Genomic DNA, 21,278 nt, shown 5'->3' on the forward strand with positions numbered 1-21,278 from the left:
GTCAGATAGTGCTGTGCGCCGAAGCGCTTTCAACCTTCTGGGCAACAAGCTGAGCATCAGGCACAATACCCGTCAGACGCTGAACCAGAGCCTGCGTGGTATCACCCGCAATTTCTTTAAGCGCACTTAATGCACGCGTTTTTTCCTCAGCCACGCGTTTTTCGGCATCAGCAATTTCTGCTGTTACCCGCGCGTTGATTTCCTGCATCTGCTGTTCGGCTGCTTTATGTTCTTCTGCCAGAACCTGATCAAGGTGCGCCTGGGCTTCTGCCATAGCATCTTTACGGGCCTGCTGAAGTTCAGCAACAGCTTTATCGGCATCCTGCTTGGCCGCACGTGCAATTTCCAGATCCCCGGAAATACGCTTGCTACGGTCTTCCAGCACCCGGGTAATACCGGGCAGCATGGCTTTGCTGAGCACCATATAAAAGACGAAGAAAATTACCGCGCCCCACATAACCTGACCGGTTACAAGGGGGTTGGCAAAATCTAGCTGAGGCATTCCCGTGGCATATGCACCAGGCGCGGAAACGGCCAGAAGAGACACACCGGAAACCGTTGCGAACAGACCGGCACGAAGCATCTTCTTAATCACACCCACAGGAATGTTCTCCTCTTTCCTGAAAGCTTTCTCAGACGAACAGGATCAGGAACGCGATCAGCAGCGCGAACAGAGCGATAGCTTCTGTCAGAGCAAAGCCGAGCATACCCAGACCGAACACATGCGGACGGGAAGCCGGGTTGCGCGCAATGCTGCTTACCAGCGTGGAGAAGATGTTGCCGAGGCCGATACCAACGCCGGCAAGGGCGATCACGGCGATACCTGCACCGATTTCCCGGGCTGCAGCGATGTCCATATCAGTCACTTCCTTGTTTCAAGTACAGTTCAAACGAAACGGGCAAAGCAGCTCCTCAGTGAGCCACGGCCTCCCGCAGGTAGATGCACGTTAGAATGGCAAACACATAGGCCTGCAACACACCAACAAGCAACTCAAGAGCCATCAGTGCCACGTTAATGGCAATCGGCCCAACCGCAAACACGTCACCCACCACACCAAAACCGGCGAGCATGACAACAAAGCTTGCGAAAATATCGAACATGACATGCCCGGCAACCATGTTGGCGAACAGTCGGATGGAGAGGCTGACAGGACGCGAAAGAAAAGAAAGAATTTCAATCGGGATCAGCAGCGGAGCCAGGAATGGGCTAGCGCCTTCCGGCATAAAGTGCGCAAAGAAACGCAGCCCCTGCACCTTAAGGGAGACAATAACCGTAAGCACAAACACCATCATGGCCAGCGCAAAGGTTACAGCAATATGGCTGGTAAACGTAAAGGAAAACGGCAGCAGACCAATATAGTTACCGGCCAGAATAAAGAAGAACAGCGTGAAGATGAACGGGAAGAAAGCCGTGCCTTCTGGCCCGATCGTATCAACCGCCATGTTATGAATAAATTCGTAACAAACTTCTGCCGCAGCCTGCAAACGACCGGGAACCACCGCAGCTGGGCGCATACCAAAATACAGGAATGCCAGAACCAGACACACTGCCACAATCATGTACAGGGGGGATTGGCTGAAACGCAATGCTTCGCCCAGCCCACCAAGAACGGGATGAAGCTCAAACTGTTCAAGTACGTTGATGCTGGAACCGCCCGCCACAACCGCTCTCCTAAAACCCTTTACCGCATCCGAATCGTATCCGGATTACAGCTTCTTACTTACCGTCTATCGACTTGACCAGCCGCCAAACATTCAGCACGCCAGTACCTCCGCCCATCAGTGCGAAAATAATGAGAAAAACTGCCCGGGTTTTCAGCCAGTGATCCAGCTCCCACCCAATGGCAACGCCCACTATCAGTGCTGAAAGCATTTCTGCCCCAGCTCTTAGCGCCAACCCAGGAAGAGATTGCTCTACAGCATCTTCTTTCTCGGCTGAATCTTCCTTTTTTTCCAGGCCGGAGCGGCGTTCTGCCGCCTTTAGCCGAGCATCAAAGGAATCGTTACCGTTCTTACTCATTCTTCGCCCCTTCAGAGGGGTGCAGGCGCTTGCTAACGGGGCTGTCATATCCTGTCAAGAAACCATGATGGGTAGATGCATCAAAATCTGTCTTTTCCATCATAATTCCCCACAAAAAATCAGACTGTGTCCGTCACACCCACTAAACCGCGCGCATAATCCACAGCGGAGAAAGGCCGCAGATCTTCTGCCTGTTCACCCACACCCACAGCATGCACAGGCAGCCCAAACTGATCAGCCAGCGCCACCACAATGCCCCCACGGGCAGAACCATCCAATTTTGTCACCACCAAACCGGTCACATTCACAAGTTCGCGAAACACCCGCACCTGCTCCACGGCATTTTGGCCAGTTGTGGCATCTAGCACCAACAACACGGAATGTGGCGCCGTTTCATCGAACTTACGCATGACGCGAATAATCTTGGCAAGTTCTTCCATCAACGCACTTTTATTGTGCAGGCGGCCAGCCGTATCTACAAACAGCAGATCAGCCCCTTCCGCCTTACCCCGCTTAAGTGCCTCAAAGGCCAGACCAGCCGCATCTGCACCGGGAGGACCGGCAATAACCGGGCAACCCGTTCTTTCACCCCAGATCTGCAACTGCTCTACAGCAGCGGCGCGGAAGGTATCACCCGCCACCATCATCACCTTCTTACCTTCTTCGGTAAAAAAGCGGGCCATTTTGCCAATGGTGGTGGTTTTACCTACGCCATTTACACCCACCATCAGCACAACATGGGGTTTGTGTTCGGGATCAGGTTCAAAAGGCTTCGCAACGGGCTCAAGAATCGCGGCAATTTCGTCTGCCAAAGTTGTCCGGATTTCCTCATCCGTCACTTCGGTTCCGAAACGGGAGGAACGGAAGGATTCGATAATACGCTCTGCAACAGCCGGGCCCATGTCTGCTGTAATCAGCAGGTCTTCCAGCTCTTCCAGCGCTTCGTCATCCAGCTTGCGCTTGGTGAAAATGCCCGTAATCCCCCCACCCAGTTTTTGGGTGGAACGCGACAAGCCCTGCTTGAGACGAGAGAAAAAACCAAGCGCCATCTCAGATCCTTTCCACCACCAGCCCGGCCTTATCGGCCATTGTGGACTGAAGGGTTATAATTTCCCCCACTTCGGCTTCACCCTGCGCAAGCCGCACTGGCGCAAACTGTTCACTATGGCCGGTTGTGGGGGTTTCCATCAGCACACGTAGGGGCTGACCTATAAGACTTTCATAATACCGGGCGGCAGAAACCGCCCCCACCTCCCGCAACTGCGCAGCACGTGCCTTGCGCTCGGGCACCGGCACCGCGCGCATACGCGCAGCAGGCGTTCCTGGGCGTTCACTATACGGAAAGACATGCAGATACGGCAGCGCCTGCTGGGCAAGAAAATTGCGTGTTTCTTCAAACAGCGATTCGTCTTCTGTTGGAAAGCCCGCAATAATATCAGCACCAATTCCAATATCTGGCCGCAAGCTTCTTGCACGTTCCACCACCCGCGCCGCATCGGCCACCAAATGCCGCCTCTTCATACGTTTAAGAATAAGGTCTGACCCAGCCTGCAAAGAAAGATGCAGATACGGCATAAAACGCGGCTCTTCTGCCAGAAGCTGCCAGATATCCTCGTCAATCTCTACCGGATCAACCGAAGACAGACGCATCCGCTCCAACTCTGGCACCAAACGCAACACGCGGCGGCAAAGCTGACCAAGCACCGGTTTGCCGGGCAGATCTTCCCCCCAGGATGTCATATCTACCCCGGTAAGCACGACTTCCCGATACCCAGACTGCACCAAAGCACGCACCTGCTCCACCACTGCACCAACTGGTACAGACCGGGAAGGCCCGCGTCCAAACGGAATGATGCAAAACGTGCACCGATGATTGCACCCTTGCTGAACCTGCACAAAGGCCCGTGTACGGCCTGCAAACTCAGTAACCAGATGCGCAGCAGTTTCCTTGGCTGCCATGATATCGGATACAGCAAGCGGCTGAGACAAAGCAGCGGCAGACCAACTTTCGGCCTTTAGCTTTTCCTCATTCCCCAACACACGGGCTACGCCGGGCAGATCACTCCAGCTTTCGGGGTTAATCTGGGCAGCACACCCGGTAACCACAATACGGGCATCCGGGTTTTCACGATGCGCCCGACGAATAGCCTGCCGCGCCTGCCGCTCTGCTTCTCCCGTAACGGCACAGGTGTTCACGATAATTACATTATCCAGTGAAGCTGCGTGATTACGCATCACTTCACTTTCCCATGTGTTCAAACGGCAGCCAAATGTGAGAATTTCCGGCTTGCTCATTCCGGGTACGCGGCCAGATCAACCGTCCCTTCAAAAGCTGTTGTTGCAGAGCCTGTCATGAGCACATGATTGTTTGGTGCCCATTCAATCTGCAAAATACCACCATCCAGCTCGACTTCACACACACGCTCTACCAAACCGCGCCGCGCCGCATTCACCACCGCGGCACATGCGCCAGAACCACAGGCCTCCGTCACACCGGCTCCACGTTCATGCACCTTAAGCCGCATACGCGCAGATCCATCAATACGCGCAAACCCAATATTGGCCCGTTCAGGAAAAAGCGGATCATGCTCCAGCGCCTGCCCTTGGGAGAGACGCGCAAAATCTTCCACAAAAAACGTTGCGTGCGGGTTCCCCATAGATGCAGCCGCGGGATCACCCTCCAATGGCAGATGCAGCGTATCCATTTCCGCAACCAAAGGCACATCCTGCCAATTCAGGCGAGGTTCACCCATATCTACCGTAATCAGCCCGTTTTCTTCTATCCGTGCAGGCAAACGCCCAGCACGCGTTTGCAGCACAGGCGTTCTGTTGCCCGTTTCACGCCAGATCAGATCAGCCACACAGCGTGATGCATTTCCGCACGCGCCTGCCTCTGATCCATCGGGATTAAAAAAGCGCACAAAAACGTCTGCCCCTTCCGCACAGGCCGGACGCAACGTTACCAACTGGTCACACCCAATGCCACGGCGCCTATGCGCCAAGGCAGCAATACGGGCTGGCGTAAGGGGCAAATGCCCACCACGCTCGTCCAGAATGACGAAATCATTCCCCAGACCATGCATTTTACGGAAAGATGTCAGCATGCTGTGGCTTATACGCCACTTTAAGCGCCGATGCCATGAGAGAAAGCAGCCCACAGGCCCGGAAATCAGTCTTTTCCGCGCCCTGCTGGCATAATTGTAACGTGCTTACACAAAGCGCCCCGGAGCACCGCGCTGCAATACTTCAATTTTATAACCATCCGGATCTGTCAGAAAGAAGAACTGCCCAACCACATGGCTTTTGTTTTCCAGCGTTTTAACCGGCGTAACCGGGTGCCCGGCAGCTTCCATACGCGCATGCTCACGCTGCACATCTGCAACAGACACGGCAAGATGGCCGTAACCCTCACCTAAATTATAAGGCTCAGTCCGCCCGTGGTTAATTGTAAGTTCAAGCTCAAATGTCTGCTCATCATTTGCCAGATATACCAATGTAAAACTCTCAAATTCAAACCGACCCACAGGTTTGATGCCTAACGTATCTGCATAAAAATGTGTGGATCGTGCCTCATCCAACACCCGCAACATGCTGTGGATCATCTTGGCCATAAAAATATTCCTTTACCAAACAGAGCATAATAAAAACCAAAGCCTGTGCTTAACGCACATCTTTTTTCCCTGAAATTATTTTTTAAGGAGAGAGCTCTTTACGGCAAGCCAAGGAAAATGGTTCACATTCATATAAGAACCACTTCAACAATATTTGAAAAGCGAATGCGCATCTTCCGCCAGTTTTCCTGCCGCATGGCACATCATATTAAAACAGGCCTATGCATGGGCACTGTGCTGGCTTCTGGCGGAATGGCCATGAATTACGCTTTTCCGGCTTATGCCGCGGCAGATGATGCGGCCTCCCTTGATGCGTTGGAACAGCAAATTTCGCGCATTCAAGCCGAACAGCACGAATTGCAAAAAGCGTTGGTAAGCGTGCAAAAGCAGATTGCCCAGCGGCGCGGCACAGCACACGCCAGCAATGGCAACTCCTCTACGGGCAGGGCTGTTTCTGGCAGCCACCACGCAGTTGCCAACTCAGGTTCAGGCTCTGGTGTTACCGTTGCCATGCAGGATGGCACAATTGCCAGCACAGCCTCCACTGATCCGGGTATTAGTGCGCCAGCCTCAACGCGTTCTGGCGGCTCCTTGCGCCATGCTATGGGCCCAGACGCACAACCTGTGTTTTCTGGCAAAAATGATACCCCGGAAGTGGAATCTGTTGTCGGGCATCGCGCAGAAGATATGATTGCCCGCATTGCAGACAACCAGGTTGGCGCGCATCAGCGTGAAACTGCTGGCGCACAGGCTGCTGGCGCGCTGGGTGACCACGGGGTGTTCCACCTTGGGCCGCTTACCCTGATTTTGGGTGGCTTTTTGGATGCCGCAGCGGTGGAATCAAACCGCCATACCTCCACCGGCACCTTCAACTATTGGGCGGACATGCCTTACAAAGGGGATGCCCGTTACCATACAGACAACTTTGAGGGCAGCGCACGTTACAGCCGCATTTCTCTTATGGCTCGCGGCAACATAGATAAAAACTCCACCATTTCCGGCTTTTACGAAATGGACTTCGGGGCTGGCGCCTCCACAACAGATCCGTACGAAAGTAACAGCTACACTTTCCGTATGCGCCAGCTTTATATGGCCTACGATAACAGTGCTCTGAACTTCCACTTTCTGGCTGGGCAAGCATGGAGCATGCTCACACCAGGCCGCGTGGGTATTATTCCGCGTCAGGAAAATCTGCCACTCACCATCGAATCCTCCATGCTGGCAGGCCAGACATGGGCGCGGCAGCTACAGTTCCGGTTTGTAAAAGACTTTTTCCAACACAGACTGTGGGCCGGTCTTTCCATCGAAAACTCGGCCACGCTGTATAATGTCGACAGCTTTTCCAGTGTAACGGATGGGCAAGTGCGCTTACCAAACGGGCGTATTGCAACCATAGGGTATGACGGCACCGGCCTGACCAACAATGCCCTTTTCCCCAACGAAATTGCTCCAGACATTATTGGCAAACTGGCATGGGACCCACACTGGGGCCACTACGAAGTTGAAGGCATTCTGCACTTTCCTCATACACGTGTTTCTGAACTTGGGGGCGGGCGCAACCATACTGCCATTGCTGGTGGTGGTGGTGGCTCTGTTGTCCTTCCAGTTCTGCCGCATAAGGTAGAGGTGCGCCTTGCTGGTTTGGCTGGGGTGGGTATTGGCCGTTACGGGTCTGTGCTGCTGCCGGATGCTACGCTTAATTCTAAAGGTGAGCCCTCACCAATTCCATCCATACAAGGCACGGCTGGTATCATTGCCCATCCTAACCAACTTATTGATGTGTATGGTTACTTTGGATATCAGCAGGCTGGACGTCGTTACTTTAATGCCAATGGCTCTGCCTATGGGTATGGCAACCCATCGTTTGATAACAGCGGCTGTAATGTTGAAATGGCCACCGAGCTTTCAACCCTTGGCTGCACAGGCAACACCCGCAGCGTCATGGAAGCCACCGTTGGCGCATGGTATCGTTTCTTCAAGGGCCATTACGGCACTGTGGAAGCCGGTTTGCAGCTTGCTTATTCCCGCCGCAAGGCTTGGGAAGGGCTAGGTGGCGCGCCAAGTGCTGGTATGAGCCAGGTTTTTATGGATTTCCGCTATCTTCCTTTCCAGTAAAAGCGCATAATTCCTGTGCTATAAAATCATGCAGTACAGGGTTCTGCCGTCAAACTACTAGCTTTTCCGGGCAGGAACCTTTATCTCGCATTTCTATTCCCGTTGCCCGGATCCGGATTGTATGCCTTTTCAGAATGCTCCTGCCCCTCTCGCTCGTGCTCTTGCTGCACGCGGCTTTACTGCTCCTACCGCTGTTCAGGCCGCCGTTCTGGCCGATGATGCCAAAAATCGCGACCTGCTGGTTTCAGCCCGCACCGGATCTGGCAAAACTGTTGCTTTCGGCCTAACGCTGGCTGACCTGCTGCTGAATGATGCAGGCCGTTGCGTGCCGTCTGGCGCGCCTATTGCTCTGGTTATTGCCCCCACGCGTGAACTTGCTTTGCAGGTACGCAGTGAGCTGGAATGGCTGTACGCCGAAACCGGCGCACGGATTGTTTCTTGCGTTGGTGGCATGGAACCCCGCAAGGAAGCCCGCGCCCTTGCCTCTGGCTGCCACATTGTTGTGGGCACGCCGGGCCGCCTGTGTGACCATCTGCGCCGCGGTGCACTTGATCTTTCACACCTGAAAGCCGTGGTACTGGATGAAGCAGATGAAATGCTTGATCTGGGCTTCCGTGATGAGCTGGAAACCCTGCTGGACGCCATGCCCAAAGAGCGGCGTACCCTGCTGTTTTCCGCAACCATTGCCCGCGATATTGCAGCCCTTGCACGCCGCTATCAGCAGGATGCCCTGCGCATTGACACGGTGGGGACAAACACCCCCCATGCCGATATTACCTACCGCGCCGTTCTGACAGAACAGGGCGATATGGCAGGCACGGTTGTAAACGTACTGCGGCTGATGGAATCCTCCGCTGCCATCGTTTTCTGCCATACGCGTGAAGCTGTACGCCAGTTGCAGGCGATTCTGACGGAACGCGGTTTTTCCTCCGTCGCCATTTCAGGTGATCTGGGACAGAATGAACGCAGCCGCGCCATAGAAAGCCTGCGCCACGGCCAAGCCCGTGTATGCGTGGCAACAGACGTGGCCGCTCGCGGTATTGATATTCCGGATTTGGGGCTGGTTATCCATGCCAGCCTGCCTTCCAACCCTGCAACCTTGCTGCATCGCTCCGGTCGTACAGGCCGCGCAGGCAAAAAAGGCACTTGTGTACTGCTGGTACCGCCAGCACGCAGAAGATTGGCAGAACGTCTGCTTCAGGCTGCCAAGGTAACCGCAGAATGGAGCGGTGCCCCTACTCCGGCAGCTATTGCTACTGCGGATGCCGAACGCCTTTTGGCTGCGCCATTCCTTTCTGCCCCAGCACCAGAAGATGCAGAAACACAAACGCTGATTAGTCGCCTAGCTGCCGAACACACACCAGAGCAACTTGGGGCGGCCCTTGTTGGCCTGTGGCATAAAAGCCTGCCTGCCCCTGTTTCCGTGCGGGTGCTCACACCAGATGCACGCCGTGCCGCCCCGCGTGAGCGTGATCCCAACCGCCCTGTGCGCGAAAGAGAACGCGCACCCGCCATGGATGGCAAATGGTTCCGTCTTTCTGTTGGTCGTGAAGATCGGGCAGACCCCAAATGGCTGGTGCCTATGCTGTGCCGGTTGGGGAACATTAAAAAGCAGGATATCGGGTCTATCCGTATCACGCAGGATCATACACTGGTTGAAATTTCTCCAGATAAAGCCGAGCAGTTTGCATCTTGCGCTTCTGCTACGGACCCGGACGAAATTACAGTTGAACCCGCAGCAGCACCCCGCAAAGGTGGCGGTGGCGGATCTCGCCCAGCCTATGCTGATCGGAAACCAAAAGGTGGTCGCTCTTTTGCACCACGTCGGGAAGGCGCTAGCAAAAGCAATTCTTCCCGCAAGCGTAAGCCGAAATAAACTTTATACGCATCAACTCATCAGGCCGCACGTAGCGGCCTGATGTCGTTTAAGCCAGCTTTACAAAGGCGGTAGAGTGGTTGCATCCCGAAGGTCGGAAGAAACCCGGTCTTTCTGAGCTTTCCAAGCCTTCCGCGTATTTTCCCCCGCATTATTCCAACGATCTGTAACATTTTTTTCTGCATTGGTTACACGGTCGCGTTGAGCCTGTAGCTTCTCGCGCGCTTCCTCGCCACTGTTGTTCCAGCGGTCACGCACATTCTTTTCCGCGTTGGTTACACGGTCGCGTTGAGCCTGTAGCTTCTCGCGCGCTTCCTCGCCACTGTTGTTCCAGCGGTCACGCACATTCTTTTCCGCGTTGGTTACACGGTCGCGTTGAGCCTGCAGCTTCTCACGTGCTTCCTCACCACTGTTGTTCCAGCGGTCACGCACATTCTTTTCCGCATTGGTTACACGATCGCGCTGAGCCTGTAGCTTCTCACGCGCTTCCTCACCACTGTTGTTCCAGCGGTCACGTACATTCTTTTCCGCGTTGGTTACACGGTCGCGCTGAGCCTGTAGCTTCTCACGTGTTGCTTCGGTGCTGTTGTTCCAACTATTTCGCACCTGATCTCGCGCAGCCTGACCACTATTTCTGAAACCAGATGTCAGATTATTTGCATCATTACGCACGCTGTCACGCGTTGCATTCAATTGATCTTTTGCATCCTGCTGTAAGCAACCTGTTAGAGACAAACACGGATCAGCGTGTGCCAAAGATGCCGTACCTGCCAGAGCTGCTACAGATAAACTCATCACCGCAAATTTCTGAACAAATCGCATAATAACCTATTCTTTCTTCAATCCTGTCCACATAAAGCGGAACGTTGATGAATTTTTAGACATGTAATTCTGGCAAAAAATAGTCCACCCCGGCCCTTGCGAGAACACGATTGCAGACGCAGCATAGCGGTAAGTATTTTCGACAGAACCAAGGATCATGCGTATCGTGATGAAACCTGTTTTCCACCCGGCAAAATGGCCAAATTTTAACAAGCTAAAGCTTGCTGGCTCTTTGGCTGTTGCCCTTAGCCTCTCCACTACAGCCATAGCCGCAACTGAACCATCACCACCGCCCGCCAAGGCCGTCCCCTCGGTAACGGGGCCCGCTCCAGCGCAAACCCAAACAGATACATTCCACAATGCAGCCGCTCTGCTGCCCCAAGATGCCATCACACATCACACTGGCATTTTTGATAAGCGAAAGATCTCCTACACAGCCCATACCGGCACCCTGACTTTACGGGATGATGATGGTGCCCCTACTGCACGTGTTTTTTACGTTGCCTACACGCAGGATGGCGTAAATCCGGCACATCGGCCTGTTGCCTATTTCTTTAACGGAGGGCCCGGCGCAGGTACGGCATACCTACATCTGGGTGCCGCAGGCCCCTCTATTCTTTCTTTCCCCAATGGCAACCCAGCAGATGGCGCCAACGCCCAGCTTACCCCCAACACAGAAAGCTGGCTGGCTGCGGCGGATCTGGTGTTTATAGATGCCCCCGGCACTGGTTGGTCTATCCCCACAGATGCTAAAAAAGCTGCCAAAACATTTTATGGCGTCAAACAAGATGCCCACGCATTTGCCAAGGCCATTCAGCTTTGGGCGCAAAGCAGTAACCGCCAGATTTCTCCGCGCTATCTTGTAGGTGAAAGCTATGGTGGCCTACGCGCCATTGAGGTGGCAGATGCCTTGGCGCAGGATCAGAATATTCTGGTGAATGGGATCATCATGATCTCACCTGCACTGGATATGACATTGTTGGATACGTCCAACGATATTCTGGCAACCAGTTTTGTCCTGCCTTCCTTAGAAGCATCTCAGCTAGCGCTCCAACATAAACTGACACCAGAAAACGCTGCGGGGCATTTGGATAGCGCATACCATTACGCTATTGGCCCTTACCTGAGCACATTGGCCAACGCACCACTTGCCGGAAACGCCGCGCAGGATTTTTACGAAGACGTTGCCACGCATTCCGGCATACCGCTTGAAACGGTGGCAAAAGAACGCGGCATGCTGCAGCCAGAAGCCCACGATGTGCGCAGCCGCAATGGGCGGCTTTATTCTCTGTATGACGGCACGTTTTCTATTGCTGACCCGTTCCCCGAAGGTGTGGAAAATGGTGCAAGCCCTGACCCCATTCTGGATGGCTTTACCCGTGCCTATGGCAGCGCATTTGAGCAATATGCCGCAACCAGCCTGAACTTCCGCACATCGCTGAGCTATTCACTTTTGAACATGAAGGTGAATGAGGAGTGGGATTATCGGGATGGTGGCAGCCCCATTGTCCGTCCTATTCCGACGCTCCGCCGCCTTCTGGCACTTAACCCAACCCTGCGGATTTTTATTGCCAACGGGTATTATGATCTGGTCTGCCCTTTCGCCTCATCCCGCTGGGTGGCTGAGCATATTCCAGTAGGCAGAAACCGCATTGCCCTGCACACATACCCCGGCGGCCATATGATTTACATCCGGGCAGACAGCCGCGCAGCACTTGCGCAGGATGCCAAAACTTTCATGACACCATAAAAAAACGGGTGGGGAATTGCTTCCCCACCCGTTTCTGCCAAACGGTAAACCGTTTTTCCTGACAGATCAGCGCTTGCTGAACTGGAAGGAACGACGAGCCTTGGCGCGACCGTATTTCTTACGTTCCACCTTACGAGAGTCACGCGTAAGGAAGCCAGCAGCCTTAAGGATGCTGCGCAGTTCTGGTTCGTAATGTGTCAGCGCACGGCTGATACCATGACGAACAGCACCTGCCTGACCAGACAGACCACCACCCGTTACGGTGCAAACCACATCGAACTGGTTGTAACGGTCAGACACAAGGAAAGGCTGGGTCAGCAGCATGCGCAGCACGGGGCGCGCAAAGTAAGTGCCAACCGGGCGACCGTTAACGGTGATTTCACCCTTGCCAGGCTTGATCCACACGCGAGCAACTGCGTCCTTACGACGGCCTGTTGCATAGGAGCGGCCCTGCGCATCACGCTTGGCTTCATAAACCGGAGCATCAGAAGCAATTTCTGGAACCACGGTCTTCAGATCGGCCAGCGTGCCTGTACGTTCCTGAGTTTCAGACATTCTGCTCAGCCCTTCTGCACGTTAACAACGTTCTTGCGGTTCATGGCCGCAACATCAAGCTGCTGGGGGTTCTGGCCAGCATGCGGGTGTTCTGCACCAGCATAAACATGCAGGCTGCGCATCTGCTGACGCTGCAGCGGACCGCGCGTGATCATGCGCTCCACAGCTTTTTCAACCAGCTGACCCGGATTTTTGCCTTCAAGGCGCTGCTTTACAGTGCGTTCCTTGATGCCGCCGGGGTAACCGGTGTGATAGTGGAAGAGCTTCTGATCAGCCTTGCGGCCTGTCAGGGCAACTTTTTCCGCGTTGATGACAACAACGTGGTCACCGCAATCAACATGCGGAGTAAACTGAGGCTTATGCTTGCCGCGCAGGCGCTGGGCAATGATGACGGCGAGACGACCTAGAGCGAGACCTTCGGCATCGATCAGGATCCAGTTCTTCGTCACCTCCGCGGGCTTCAGCGAGAGGGTGGTCTTCATGACACTGATTCCATACTAGAACAGTTGTGTATCCAAGATGGCGCCTTATGCGGTGCCTAAAACAAAACGTCAAGCATTGTTTGCGTTGATGTCTGTATTTTCAGGGGGTTTTCTATAGGTAACATGTTACCGTACCAGCGCTTGCAGCCCCATCCGCCATGCACTAAAGCTGGTTTTGTGTCCCGAAACAGTAGGATTTCCAACGGGTGAAGAAGAACGTTCTGGTCATGATTTCCGGCATTGCCATTCTAGGCGGCATTGGTTGGCTTGGTGCACGCCATGCCGAACACCTTATGCTGGACAAAAGCATAGAGCGTTTTAGGCAAACCTTGGGGCCTGATGCTTCTTTTACCTACAAAAAAGCCACTCCCGGTGTGCTGGGGCGCAGTGTAAAATTTACCAGCCTTGTATTCCGCCAAGGGCCAGAAACCATAACGGCAGATGAAGCAGAGGTTTCTAAACCCGTTACCAAGGGCTCCGAGTCTCCGCTTATCGAGCATCTTTCCTTCCGCAACTTTCAGATGGCAGATACGGCAGGCAGTTTGCATCTGGCAAAATTGGCCATGGAAGGCGTTACGCTTCCGGTAAAGGAAGACATGCACACGCCAGCCCATACGCTTTCTATCCAACATGCAGAAGCCACAAAGCTGCACGGGTTTATTGATAGCCTGCAATCCGATATCTCTGCTGATACTGTTACAGTAGATGATTTTGGAGAAAGCATGGCCTCGCATCTTGAGGCCACAAAGCTGCAATTTTCTGCGGATGTTCCCCCTGCCCGCCATGTTTCTGCTGACCATGTTGGCATTGATGGCCTAGATCTGGCTGGGTTGTACAATAGCCTTACAACCGGTGCAGCTTATGCTGCCCGCAACGGCACCCGCGATATCCAGATTGATCATCTTGCCATTGATGGCGACAGCCCACTTTTGCGCGCTGTGAAGATTCTGTCTCATTCCAGCAAATCCGAATCTGCTGAGCAGGAAGTTTCCAGCGTGCAGGATGCAGAACTCTGGCCGAGCATGCCTAATCTCGCATGGTTACCCACCCTGGGTTATGATCGCCTACACGCCTCTCTGGTTTTGAACGACACACATGATCTAAAAACAGACAAACTACATATTGAAGAACTGAGTATAGATGCTGCTCAAATGGGCCGTCTGCATTTGGATGGAGATTTTGCGCAAGCAGGTTCCCACGCTGTTGTGGCTGCAAACGCAGATATGCAGGTTTTACACATGCACATGAACTATATGGATCATGGGCTTGTGCCTAAAATATTGGATCAGGCTGCCAAGGCCCGCAACATGAACCTGCACGATATGCTGGCCACATGGCAGGAACAGACCAAGCAGGGCAATAACCCGATTCTGACCCAAGCACTTACCTATGCCCTACACCCTGAAAAAGGCCCGTTGGATATTTATATCCAGCCGCAGCGTCCGCTCCCACTCATGACAGTTCTGGCATCTTTAGGGGCTGTGGGCGTGGCACCACAAATTGCGCAGCAGGTTGGCCTTTCCCTGCATACGCCGTAATGCTGCCTCTTCATACACTTCAGCCTGCGCTAGGTCCGGTTCATGTTATTGGAGCCTCAGGCCGTTCTGGGCGAGCTGTGTGTCAGGCTTTGCTGGCACGGGGTATTCCCATCATCCCGGTTGTGCGTAACGCCAGCCGGGCTGATGGGTTGGAAAATATTCGCATTGCCGATCTGACAGCCCCTACCGAGCTTTTAAAACCCGTGTTGGTAGATGCCACGCGCATTGTCTGCACAGCGCACGCGCGTAATATCCCTTCCTTGCTGGCCGCTGCGCCAGATTCTGCCAAACTGGTATGCCTTGGCAGCACACGTAAATTCACACATTGGCCCGATGCACACGGCAATGGCGTTCTGTTAGGTGAAAAAGCCCTTATGGCTTCGGGGCGCGACAGTATTATTTTGCACCCCACCATGATTTATGGCGCTCAGGGTGAAAATAATGTGCAGCGCCTAGCTGCACTTCTACGCTTTTTGCCAGTTATCCCTTTACCAAATGGCGGAACAGCTTTGGTGCAGCCTATCTGGCAGGGAGATGTAACTGCCAGTATTCTGGCTGCACTTGCACAAACATGGCACGGCCCACGCAGCCTTGTTATTGCTGGAAAAAACGCCGTAACCTACAAACAGTTTGTCACTTTGGTGGAACAGGCCAGCGGATTGCGCCCGCGCCCATTTATTTCATTACCTGCCAAATTGCTGATGGCGTGCGCCCATATAACCTCTCGGATTCCGGGGTTACCTGAAATCGGGCCAGATGAAATTCGTCGCCTGCTTGAAAACAAGAATTTCGATATTTCACCAATGCAGCATTTTTTAGGCGTGCAGCCCATAGATCTGCAGGAAGGATTAGCGCGTACCTTTAAAGACTGATACGCGCCAACCTTAGATCTTATACAATCAAGACTCTTTATGAGTGTCTTTTCTGGCAGCGCCACCGCGTGGGCGCACTGCTGGCAGCATATTGCCGGTTACAGCGTAGTACACCCGCTCTGCAATATTGGTGGCGTGGTCACCAATACGTTCCAAGTTTTTCGCAACAAACAAAAGATGGATACATGGGCCGATCTTACGCGGATCTTCCATCATATACGTGACCAGTTCACGGAACATGGCTGTATACAGCTCATCCACAGCGGTATCTGCATTCCACACTTCCATGGCGCGGGTGCTGTCATTTTCCACCATGGCCTCAATGGCCTTGTGCAGATTTTCCTGAACAAGACGCGCCATTGCCCGTAACGGGCTGAAGGAAAACGCACCGTCCAGCGGCTCCACCTTCATGGCGCGGCGGGCAATACTGGAAGCGTAATCGCCAATACGCTCCAAATCACCGCTCATTTTCAGAACAGCAACAATCATGCGCAAATCCACCGCCATTGGTGCGCGCAGGGCCAGAATGCGGATCGCCAGCATTTCTGCCTCACGCTCCAGCGCATCCACCTCTGTATCCAGTTCGGGTGGTTCAATAGCGGCTTCTTCGTCCTGATCCACTACTGCGGCAATAGCCTGCGCGGTTTGGCGTTCCACCAAGCCACCCATGCGGGCAACAATTCCACGCAGTCGATCAAGCTCCTGATCGTATCGGGTAACGGTATGTGCGGGTTCGTTTCCCATAACGTGTTCCTTTCTGCTTACCCAAAGCGGCCGGTAATATAATCCTGCGTCTGCTGTTCACGCGGGGTTGTGAACATGCGCGCTGTGCTGTCCACTTCAATCAGCTTGCCCATATAGAAAAATGCTACCTGATCCGCACACCGCGCAGCCTGCTGCATGTTGTGCGTTACAATAGCAATGGTGAACTCTGTTTTCAGTTCATCCAGTAACTCTTCAATACGAGCGGTGGAAACTGGATCCAACGCACTTGTGGGTTCATCCAGCAGAATAACTTCAGGCCTTACGGCAATCGTGCGGGCAATGCACAAACGCTGCTGCTGGCCACCAGACATAGCCGTAGCAGAACTGCTGAGCCTGTCCTGAACCTCAGACCACAAAGCCACGCGCCGCAGAGCATCTTCTACCCGCCCATCCATTTCTGAACGAGCAACACGCTCATGCAGTCGAATGCCAAAAGCAATGTTATCGTAAATAGACATGGGGAATGGTGTGGGTTTCTGAAACACCATGCCAATGCGTGAGCGCAGTACGTTCAGATCCACTCCGGCGGCCAGAATATTCTGGCCATCAAATATCACCTCACCCGTGGCCTTTTGTCCCGGATACAGATCATACATCCGGTTCAGCACACGCAGCAGAGTAGATTTACCGCACCCTGAAGGGCCAATCATACCCGTTACGCTGCGTTCGGGAAAATTAAGAGAAATATCGTGCAGCGCGTGTGACTTACCATAATAGAAATTCAGATCCCGCACTTGCAAAGCAATCGGGCGGGCATCTTTTTCTGTCTCGGCAACAGTCACTGTCTGCTCTGCGGCAACGGTTTCCGTTTGGACCTCTATGCTCATGTCCGTCCTCCACGGGTTCCGACCCGCACCACAATATTAATAATCAACACACCAAGTGTAACCAGCAGCGCACCTGTCCAAGCCTGCTGCATCCAATCCTGATAAGCTGAACCTGCATACTGGTAGATGGCCACAGGCAGGCTGGCCATGGGCCGATTCATATCAACAGACCACTCGGAATTCCCCAGTGATGTAAACAGCAACGGTGCTGTTTCACCCGCCACACGCGCCACAGCCAGCAGCACACCTGTAAGAATGCCGCCACGCGCTGCACGCAGGCAGATAAACAGGATCACCCGCCATTTTGGAGCCCCTAGCGCAATACCGGCCTCACGCATGGCAACGGGCACCAGATAAAGCATATCTTCGGTTGTGCGCACCACAATCGGCATGGCCAGAATGGCAAGGGCCAGAGAGCCTGCATAACCAGAAAAATGTCCCAGCGGCGCCACCAGCACCATATAGATGAACAGGCCAATCAGAATGGATGGAGCAGAAAGCAGCATATCAGAAACAAAGCGCACCGTGCGCGCCAGCACACTGTTTGTGCCGTATTCTGCCAGATAAATACCTGTCAGCAGACCTGCTGGCGTGCCCAGCAGAATTGCCAGCCCGGTTTGCAAAATGCTGCCCATAATGGCATTGGCCAAGCCGCCATTCTGGCCCGGTGCGGCCATGGAATGTGTAAACAGGTTAATGCTCAAGCCAGCTAACCCGTTTTTAAACAGTGTCCATAAAATGGACCCCAGAACACACACAACAATCAGCATGGCCAACCAGCTCAGGCCGGTTGCCATTCTGTCGGTCACTTTTCTGCGCAACAGAAGCGAGGCAGAGCGATCGGACCGAAGCAGAGAACGTGATGTGGCCATCCTTAACCTCCCGCAGCTTTCTGCCCACGGGCCAGAAGCCAGCGAGAGAACCAGAGTGTCAGGAACGAAATCGCCATCAGAATAGCCCCCAGCGCCATAAGAGACGCCAGCTTCAGGCTCCCTGCTGGGCTTTCGGGAAATTCCAAAGCAATAAGAGAGGCAATGGTGTTGGCCGGTGCAAAAAGTGACCAACCAATATGGTTGCTATCCCCAATAACAAAGGTCACAGCCATTGTTTCACCCATGGCACGGCCCATGCCCAACACAACAGCGCCAATCACACCCTGCCGAGACCACGGAAGCACTACGTTGCGCATAACTTCCCAGCGCGTTGCGCCCAACCCGTAGGCACTTTCACGCAATACCGTAGGCATGGAAACAAACACGTCCCGCATAACGGCGGTAATGGAAGGCGTAATCATAATCGCCAGAATAAGGCTGGCAGTGAACAGGCCGGTGCCAAACGGTGCACCTGCCACAAGCGCAGAAAGCCCAGGCACATGCCCGAACAGATGCCGCGCTGTAGGCTGCACATAGTGGGCAACCAACGGCACCACCACAAAAAAGCCCCACATCCCGAAGATAATGGAAGGAACAGCAGCCAGAAGCTGCACAGCCATGCCAATAAAAGCCGCCGCTGCCGGAGGCGCAAGGGCTGCCAGCCAAAATGCAGTGCCAAAAGCCAATGGCACCGCCACAACAAGTGCCATCGCACTGCTGACAATGGTGCCAAAAACGGGTGCCGCTGCCCCAAAATGCTGGGTAACGGGGTTCCACACCGCAGATATAAGGAATTCAGGCCCAAACACAGCAAAGGCTTTCCAGCCTCCTACTGCCATCACACCAATAATGGCCCCTAGCACCACCAGAACACCAACACCGGTTGCTATCACCAGCATCCTGAAGAAAGGATCTGCTGTGCGAACACCTCCGGCTGGGTGGTTCTTTTTTGCTGCGGGCAGGGGCTGCCTTGCGGAAATTTCCATCTGCTCTCCGTTCCGAACGTCCGCCGGATGCGAGGAGGAATACTGAACGCCTCCGTCTCCTGCAACATACCCCCCGCAAGAAAGCTGGGTAAAAGCAGATTTGTCACAAAACTGTAGCAGGAAAAACCACTATCCGCGGTCTAGCCACAATCCCGGCCTGACAGAAGTTTCTTTGTAGTCTAATGTGCAGCCCCCATATATCTGGCGGAAGCCAGATTGCTCCGGAACCACACAGCAGACAGAAACCAGAGAGAAGACCCCACCATGGCCGGTTACAGATCCCGCACCACCACACACGGGCGCAACATGGCAGGCGCTCGTAGCCTGTGGCGCGCCACCGGGATGAAAGACTCCGATTTTGGCAAACCCATTATTGCGGTTGCCAACTCCTTTACCCAGTTTGTGCCCGGCCATGTTCATCTTAAGGATATGGGCCAGCTTGTGTGCCAATCCATTGCAGAAGCTGGTGGAATTGGCCGTGAGTTCAACACCATTGCGGTGGATGATGGCATTGCCATGGGCCATGGCGGCATGTTGTACAGCTTGCCCTCGCGCGAGCTGATTGCTGATGCTGTGGAATATATGGTGAATGCACATTGCGCAGACGCATTGGTGTGCATCAGCAACTGCGATAAAATTACGCCGGGCATGCTTATGGCCGCCATGCGGTTGAATATTCCCACCATTTTTGTTTCCGGCGGCCCCATGGAAGCCGGGCGCGTAACATTGGCGGATATTGAACAGCGCGCAGACCTTGTGACCTCCATGGTTTCTGCTGCCAACCCAAATGTAAGCGATGCCGATTCGCTGGCTATTGAACGCTCCGCCTGCCCCACCTGCGGCTCCTGCTCTGGCATGTTCACGGCCAATTCCATGAACTGCCTAACCGAGGCACTGGGCCTCTCCCTACCCGGCAATGGCAGCCTTGTGGCCACACATTCCGCACGCCGCGGCCTATTTGTAGAAGCAGGCCAGCGTATTGTGGATATGGCCCGGCGTTATTATGAGCAGGACGATACCTCCGTGCTGCCACGCAGCATTGCCACAATGGATGCGTTTGAAAACGCAATGTCCGTGGATATCGCCATGGGCGGCTCTACGAACACCGTACTGCACCTTCTGGCCTCCGCCCATGAAGGCGATGTGCCTTTTACGATGAAGGACATTGATCGCCTTTCCCGCAAGGTGCCGCATCTGTGCAAGGTTTCTCCTTCCCGCCCAGATGTGCATATGGAAGATGTGCACCGCGCTGGTGGTGTTCCAGCCATTATGGGTGAGCTGGATCGGCTGGGCCTGTTGCATCGCGATGTGCCCATGGTGCATGCCGCCAACTTGCCTGAAGCCTTGAAAAATTGGGATATCCGCGCACCGGGTGCTGAAACCAACACCACAGCACGAGACTTCTTCCGCGCCTCTCCGGGCGGGGTGCGCACTACAGAAGCATTCTCGCAGTCCAGCCAGTATCATGAACTGGATATGGATACGGAAAGCGGTGCCATCCGTAATGGCGCACACGCGTATAATCAGGATGGTGGCTTGGCTGTTCTGTACGGCAATCTGGCCGAAGATGGCGCTATTGTTAAAACGGCGGGTGTTGCCGCTGGCTTGGAAACATTTTCTGGGCCAGCACGTATTTTTGAAAGTCAGGATGCCGCTGTTTCCGCCATTTTGGGCGACAAGATCAAACCCGGTGATGTGGTGCTGATCCGCTACGAAGGCCCCAAAGGCGGCCCCGGCATGCAGGAAATGCTCTACCCCACCAGCTATCTGAAATCCAAAGGGTTGGCTGAAAAATGCGCCCTCATTACAGATGGTCGCTTTTCGGGCGGAAGCTCCGGCCTGTCTATTGGCCATATCTCCCCTGAAGCAGCCGAAGGCGGGGTTATCGGTTTGGTAGAGGAAGGCGATATTATTGAAATTGATATCCCCAACCGCAAACTGGCTGTAGCTGTACCGGAAAGCGAATTGTCTGACCGCCGGGCACGTATGGATGATCTGGGTGATCAGGCATGGCAGCCCAAGCGTGACCGTGTGGTTTCCAACGCCCTGAAGGCCTATGCGGCCCTGACCACCAGCGCAGCCCGTGGTGCCGTAAGAGATGTAAGCCAGCTTACGCGGCGGACACCGCGTTAATACGCAGCTTTTCAGCACATTAAGCAACAAAAAGCCCCGGTGGAAAAATCCACC

The 21,278-nt window shown here is 54.0% G+C and carries 21 protein-coding genes; 6 read left to right on the plus strand and 15 right to left on the minus strand.

What is annotated here, in order from left to right:
* Position 1 precedes the first annotated feature (1 nt).
* The 8 genes from DS739_RS11970 to DS739_RS12005 all read right to left on the minus strand — a co-directional run bounded on the left by DS739_RS11970 (position 2) and on the right by DS739_RS12005 (position 5,631).
* Complete coding sequence (locus tag DS739_RS11970; RefSeq protein ID WP_035352300.1) at positions 2-583, minus strand: ATP synthase F0 subunit B'; 582 nt, start codon at positions 581-583, stop codon at positions 2-4.
* 49 nt (positions 584-632) lie between these two features.
* A complete protein-coding gene (locus DS739_RS11975) occupies positions 633-857 on the minus strand; it encodes an ATP synthase subunit C family protein (RefSeq protein ID WP_003624142.1) in 225 nt (74 codons plus the stop codon).
* Between the two features lie 55 nt (positions 858-912).
* Complete coding sequence (locus tag DS739_RS11980) at positions 913-1,662, minus strand: F0F1 ATP synthase subunit A (protein WP_006115401.1); 750 nt, start codon at positions 1,660-1,662, stop codon at positions 913-915.
* Positions 1,663-1,717: 55 nt separating this feature from the next.
* The gene (locus DS739_RS11985) at positions 1,718-2,020 is read right to left on the minus strand and encodes an AtpZ/AtpI family protein (protein WP_035352250.1); all 303 of its coding nucleotides are present in this window, start codon (positions 2,018-2,020) and stop codon (positions 1,718-1,720) included.
* Between the two features lie 119 nt (positions 2,021-2,139).
* On the minus strand, positions 2,140-3,069 hold the full coding sequence (gene ftsY, locus DS739_RS11990) for a signal recognition particle-docking protein FtsY (protein ID WP_006115403.1): 930 nt from the start codon (positions 3,067-3,069) through the stop codon (positions 2,140-2,142).
* Between the two features lies 1 nt (position 3,070).
* Positions 3,071-4,315, minus strand: coding sequence for a tRNA (N(6)-L-threonylcarbamoyladenosine(37)-C(2))-methylthiotransferase MtaB (gene mtaB / locus DS739_RS11995; protein ID WP_006115404.1), 1,245 nt, complete (start codon positions 4,313-4,315; stop codon positions 3,071-3,073).
* A complete protein-coding gene (gene dapF / locus DS739_RS12000) occupies positions 4,312-5,124 on the minus strand; it encodes a diaminopimelate epimerase (RefSeq protein WP_035352252.1) in 813 nt (270 codons plus the stop codon). The genes mtaB and dapF overlap by 4 nt, the downstream gene beginning before the upstream one ends.
* Positions 5,125-5,229: 105 nt before the next feature.
* Entirely contained in the window at positions 5,230-5,631 is a 402-nt protein-coding gene (locus DS739_RS12005) for a VOC family protein (RefSeq protein WP_006115406.1), read from the minus strand.
* A 45-nt stretch (positions 5,632-5,676) separates the two neighbouring features.
* Here DS739_RS12005 and DS739_RS12010 point away from each other — a divergent pair, with 45 nt between their 5' ends.
* Entirely contained in the window at positions 5,677-7,746 is a 2,070-nt protein-coding gene (locus tag DS739_RS12010) for a hypothetical protein (protein ID WP_006115407.1), read from the plus strand.
* 121 nt (positions 7,747-7,867) lie between these two features.
* On the plus strand, positions 7,868-9,622 hold the full coding sequence (locus DS739_RS12015) for a DEAD/DEAH box helicase (RefSeq protein ID WP_006115408.1): 1,755 nt from the start codon (positions 7,868-7,870) through the stop codon (positions 9,620-9,622).
* A 60-nt stretch (positions 9,623-9,682) separates the two neighbouring features.
* Here the strand turns inward: DS739_RS12015 and DS739_RS12020 are convergent, their stop codons facing one another.
* Positions 9,683-10,417: a hypothetical protein gene (locus DS739_RS12020; RefSeq protein WP_232517462.1), complete on the minus strand. Its 735-nt coding sequence runs from the start codon at positions 10,415-10,417 to the stop codon at positions 9,683-9,685.
* Positions 10,418-10,601: 184 nt separating this feature from the next.
* Here DS739_RS12020 and DS739_RS12025 point away from each other — a divergent pair, with 184 nt between their 5' ends.
* On the plus strand, positions 10,602-12,194 hold the full coding sequence (locus tag DS739_RS12025) for a S10 family peptidase (protein ID WP_006115055.1): 1,593 nt from the start codon (positions 10,602-10,604) through the stop codon (positions 12,192-12,194).
* 66 nt (positions 12,195-12,260) lie between these two features.
* Here DS739_RS12025 and rpsI read toward each other — a convergent pair whose 3' ends face one another.
* Together rpsI and rplM are read right to left on the minus strand one after the other, a co-directional pair.
* On the minus strand, positions 12,261-12,749 hold the full coding sequence (gene rpsI / locus DS739_RS12030) for a 30S ribosomal protein S9 (protein ID WP_003624653.1): 489 nt from the start codon (positions 12,747-12,749) through the stop codon (positions 12,261-12,263).
* A gap of 5 nt (positions 12,750-12,754) precedes the next feature.
* Positions 12,755-13,231 carry a 50S ribosomal protein L13 gene (gene rplM / locus DS739_RS12035; RefSeq protein ID WP_006115057.1) on the minus strand — a complete coding sequence of 159 codons (477 nt, stop codon included), beginning with the start codon at positions 13,229-13,231 and terminating at the stop codon, positions 12,755-12,757.
* A 206-nt stretch (positions 13,232-13,437) separates the two neighbouring features.
* Here rplM and DS739_RS12040 point away from each other — a divergent pair, with 206 nt between their 5' ends.
* A complete protein-coding gene (locus DS739_RS12040; protein ID WP_006115058.1) occupies positions 13,438-14,769 on the plus strand; it encodes a hypothetical protein in 1,332 nt (443 codons plus the stop codon).
* Positions 14,769-15,641, plus strand: a complete 873-nt coding sequence (locus DS739_RS12045; RefSeq protein ID WP_006115059.1) for an SDR family oxidoreductase — start codon at positions 14,769-14,771, stop codon at positions 15,639-15,641. The genes DS739_RS12040 and DS739_RS12045 overlap by 1 nt, the downstream gene beginning before the upstream one ends.
* Before the next feature lie 27 nt (positions 15,642-15,668).
* On the opposite strand, the gene phoU is transcribed toward DS739_RS12045, so the two are convergent.
* Genes phoU through pstC form a run of 4 tightly spaced genes read right to left on the minus strand, consistent with a single transcriptional unit; the run spans position 15,669 to position 19,091 of the window.
* The gene (gene phoU / locus DS739_RS12050; RefSeq protein ID WP_006115060.1) at positions 15,669-16,385 is read right to left on the minus strand and encodes a phosphate signaling complex protein PhoU; all 717 of its coding nucleotides are present in this window, start codon (positions 16,383-16,385) and stop codon (positions 15,669-15,671) included.
* 17 nt (positions 16,386-16,402) lie between these two features.
* On the minus strand, positions 16,403-17,233 hold the full coding sequence (gene pstB / locus DS739_RS12055; RefSeq protein WP_006115061.1) for a phosphate ABC transporter ATP-binding protein PstB: 831 nt from the start codon (positions 17,231-17,233) through the stop codon (positions 16,403-16,405).
* Positions 17,230-18,105 (minus strand): phosphate ABC transporter permease PstA, encoded by an 876-nt coding sequence (gene pstA / locus DS739_RS12060; protein ID WP_006115062.1) that lies wholly within the window; start codon positions 18,103-18,105, stop codon positions 17,230-17,232. The genes pstB and pstA overlap by 4 nt, the downstream gene beginning before the upstream one ends.
* Positions 18,106-18,107: 2 nt before the next feature.
* Complete coding sequence (pstC, locus tag DS739_RS12065; protein ID WP_006115063.1) at positions 18,108-19,091, minus strand: phosphate ABC transporter permease subunit PstC; 984 nt, start codon at positions 19,089-19,091, stop codon at positions 18,108-18,110.
* Positions 19,092-19,355: 264 nt separating this feature from the next.
* On the opposite strand from pstC, the gene ilvD reads away from it, so the two are divergent.
* Positions 19,356-21,224: a dihydroxy-acid dehydratase gene (gene ilvD / locus DS739_RS12070; RefSeq protein ID WP_035352258.1), complete on the plus strand. Its 1,869-nt coding sequence runs from the start codon at positions 19,356-19,358 to the stop codon at positions 21,222-21,224.
* Positions 21,225-21,278 lie beyond the last annotated feature (54 nt).

The organism is Acetobacter sp. JWB (assembly GCF_003323795.1).
GTDB lineage: Bacteria > Pseudomonadota > Alphaproteobacteria > Acetobacterales > Acetobacteraceae > Acetobacter > Acetobacter oryzifermentans.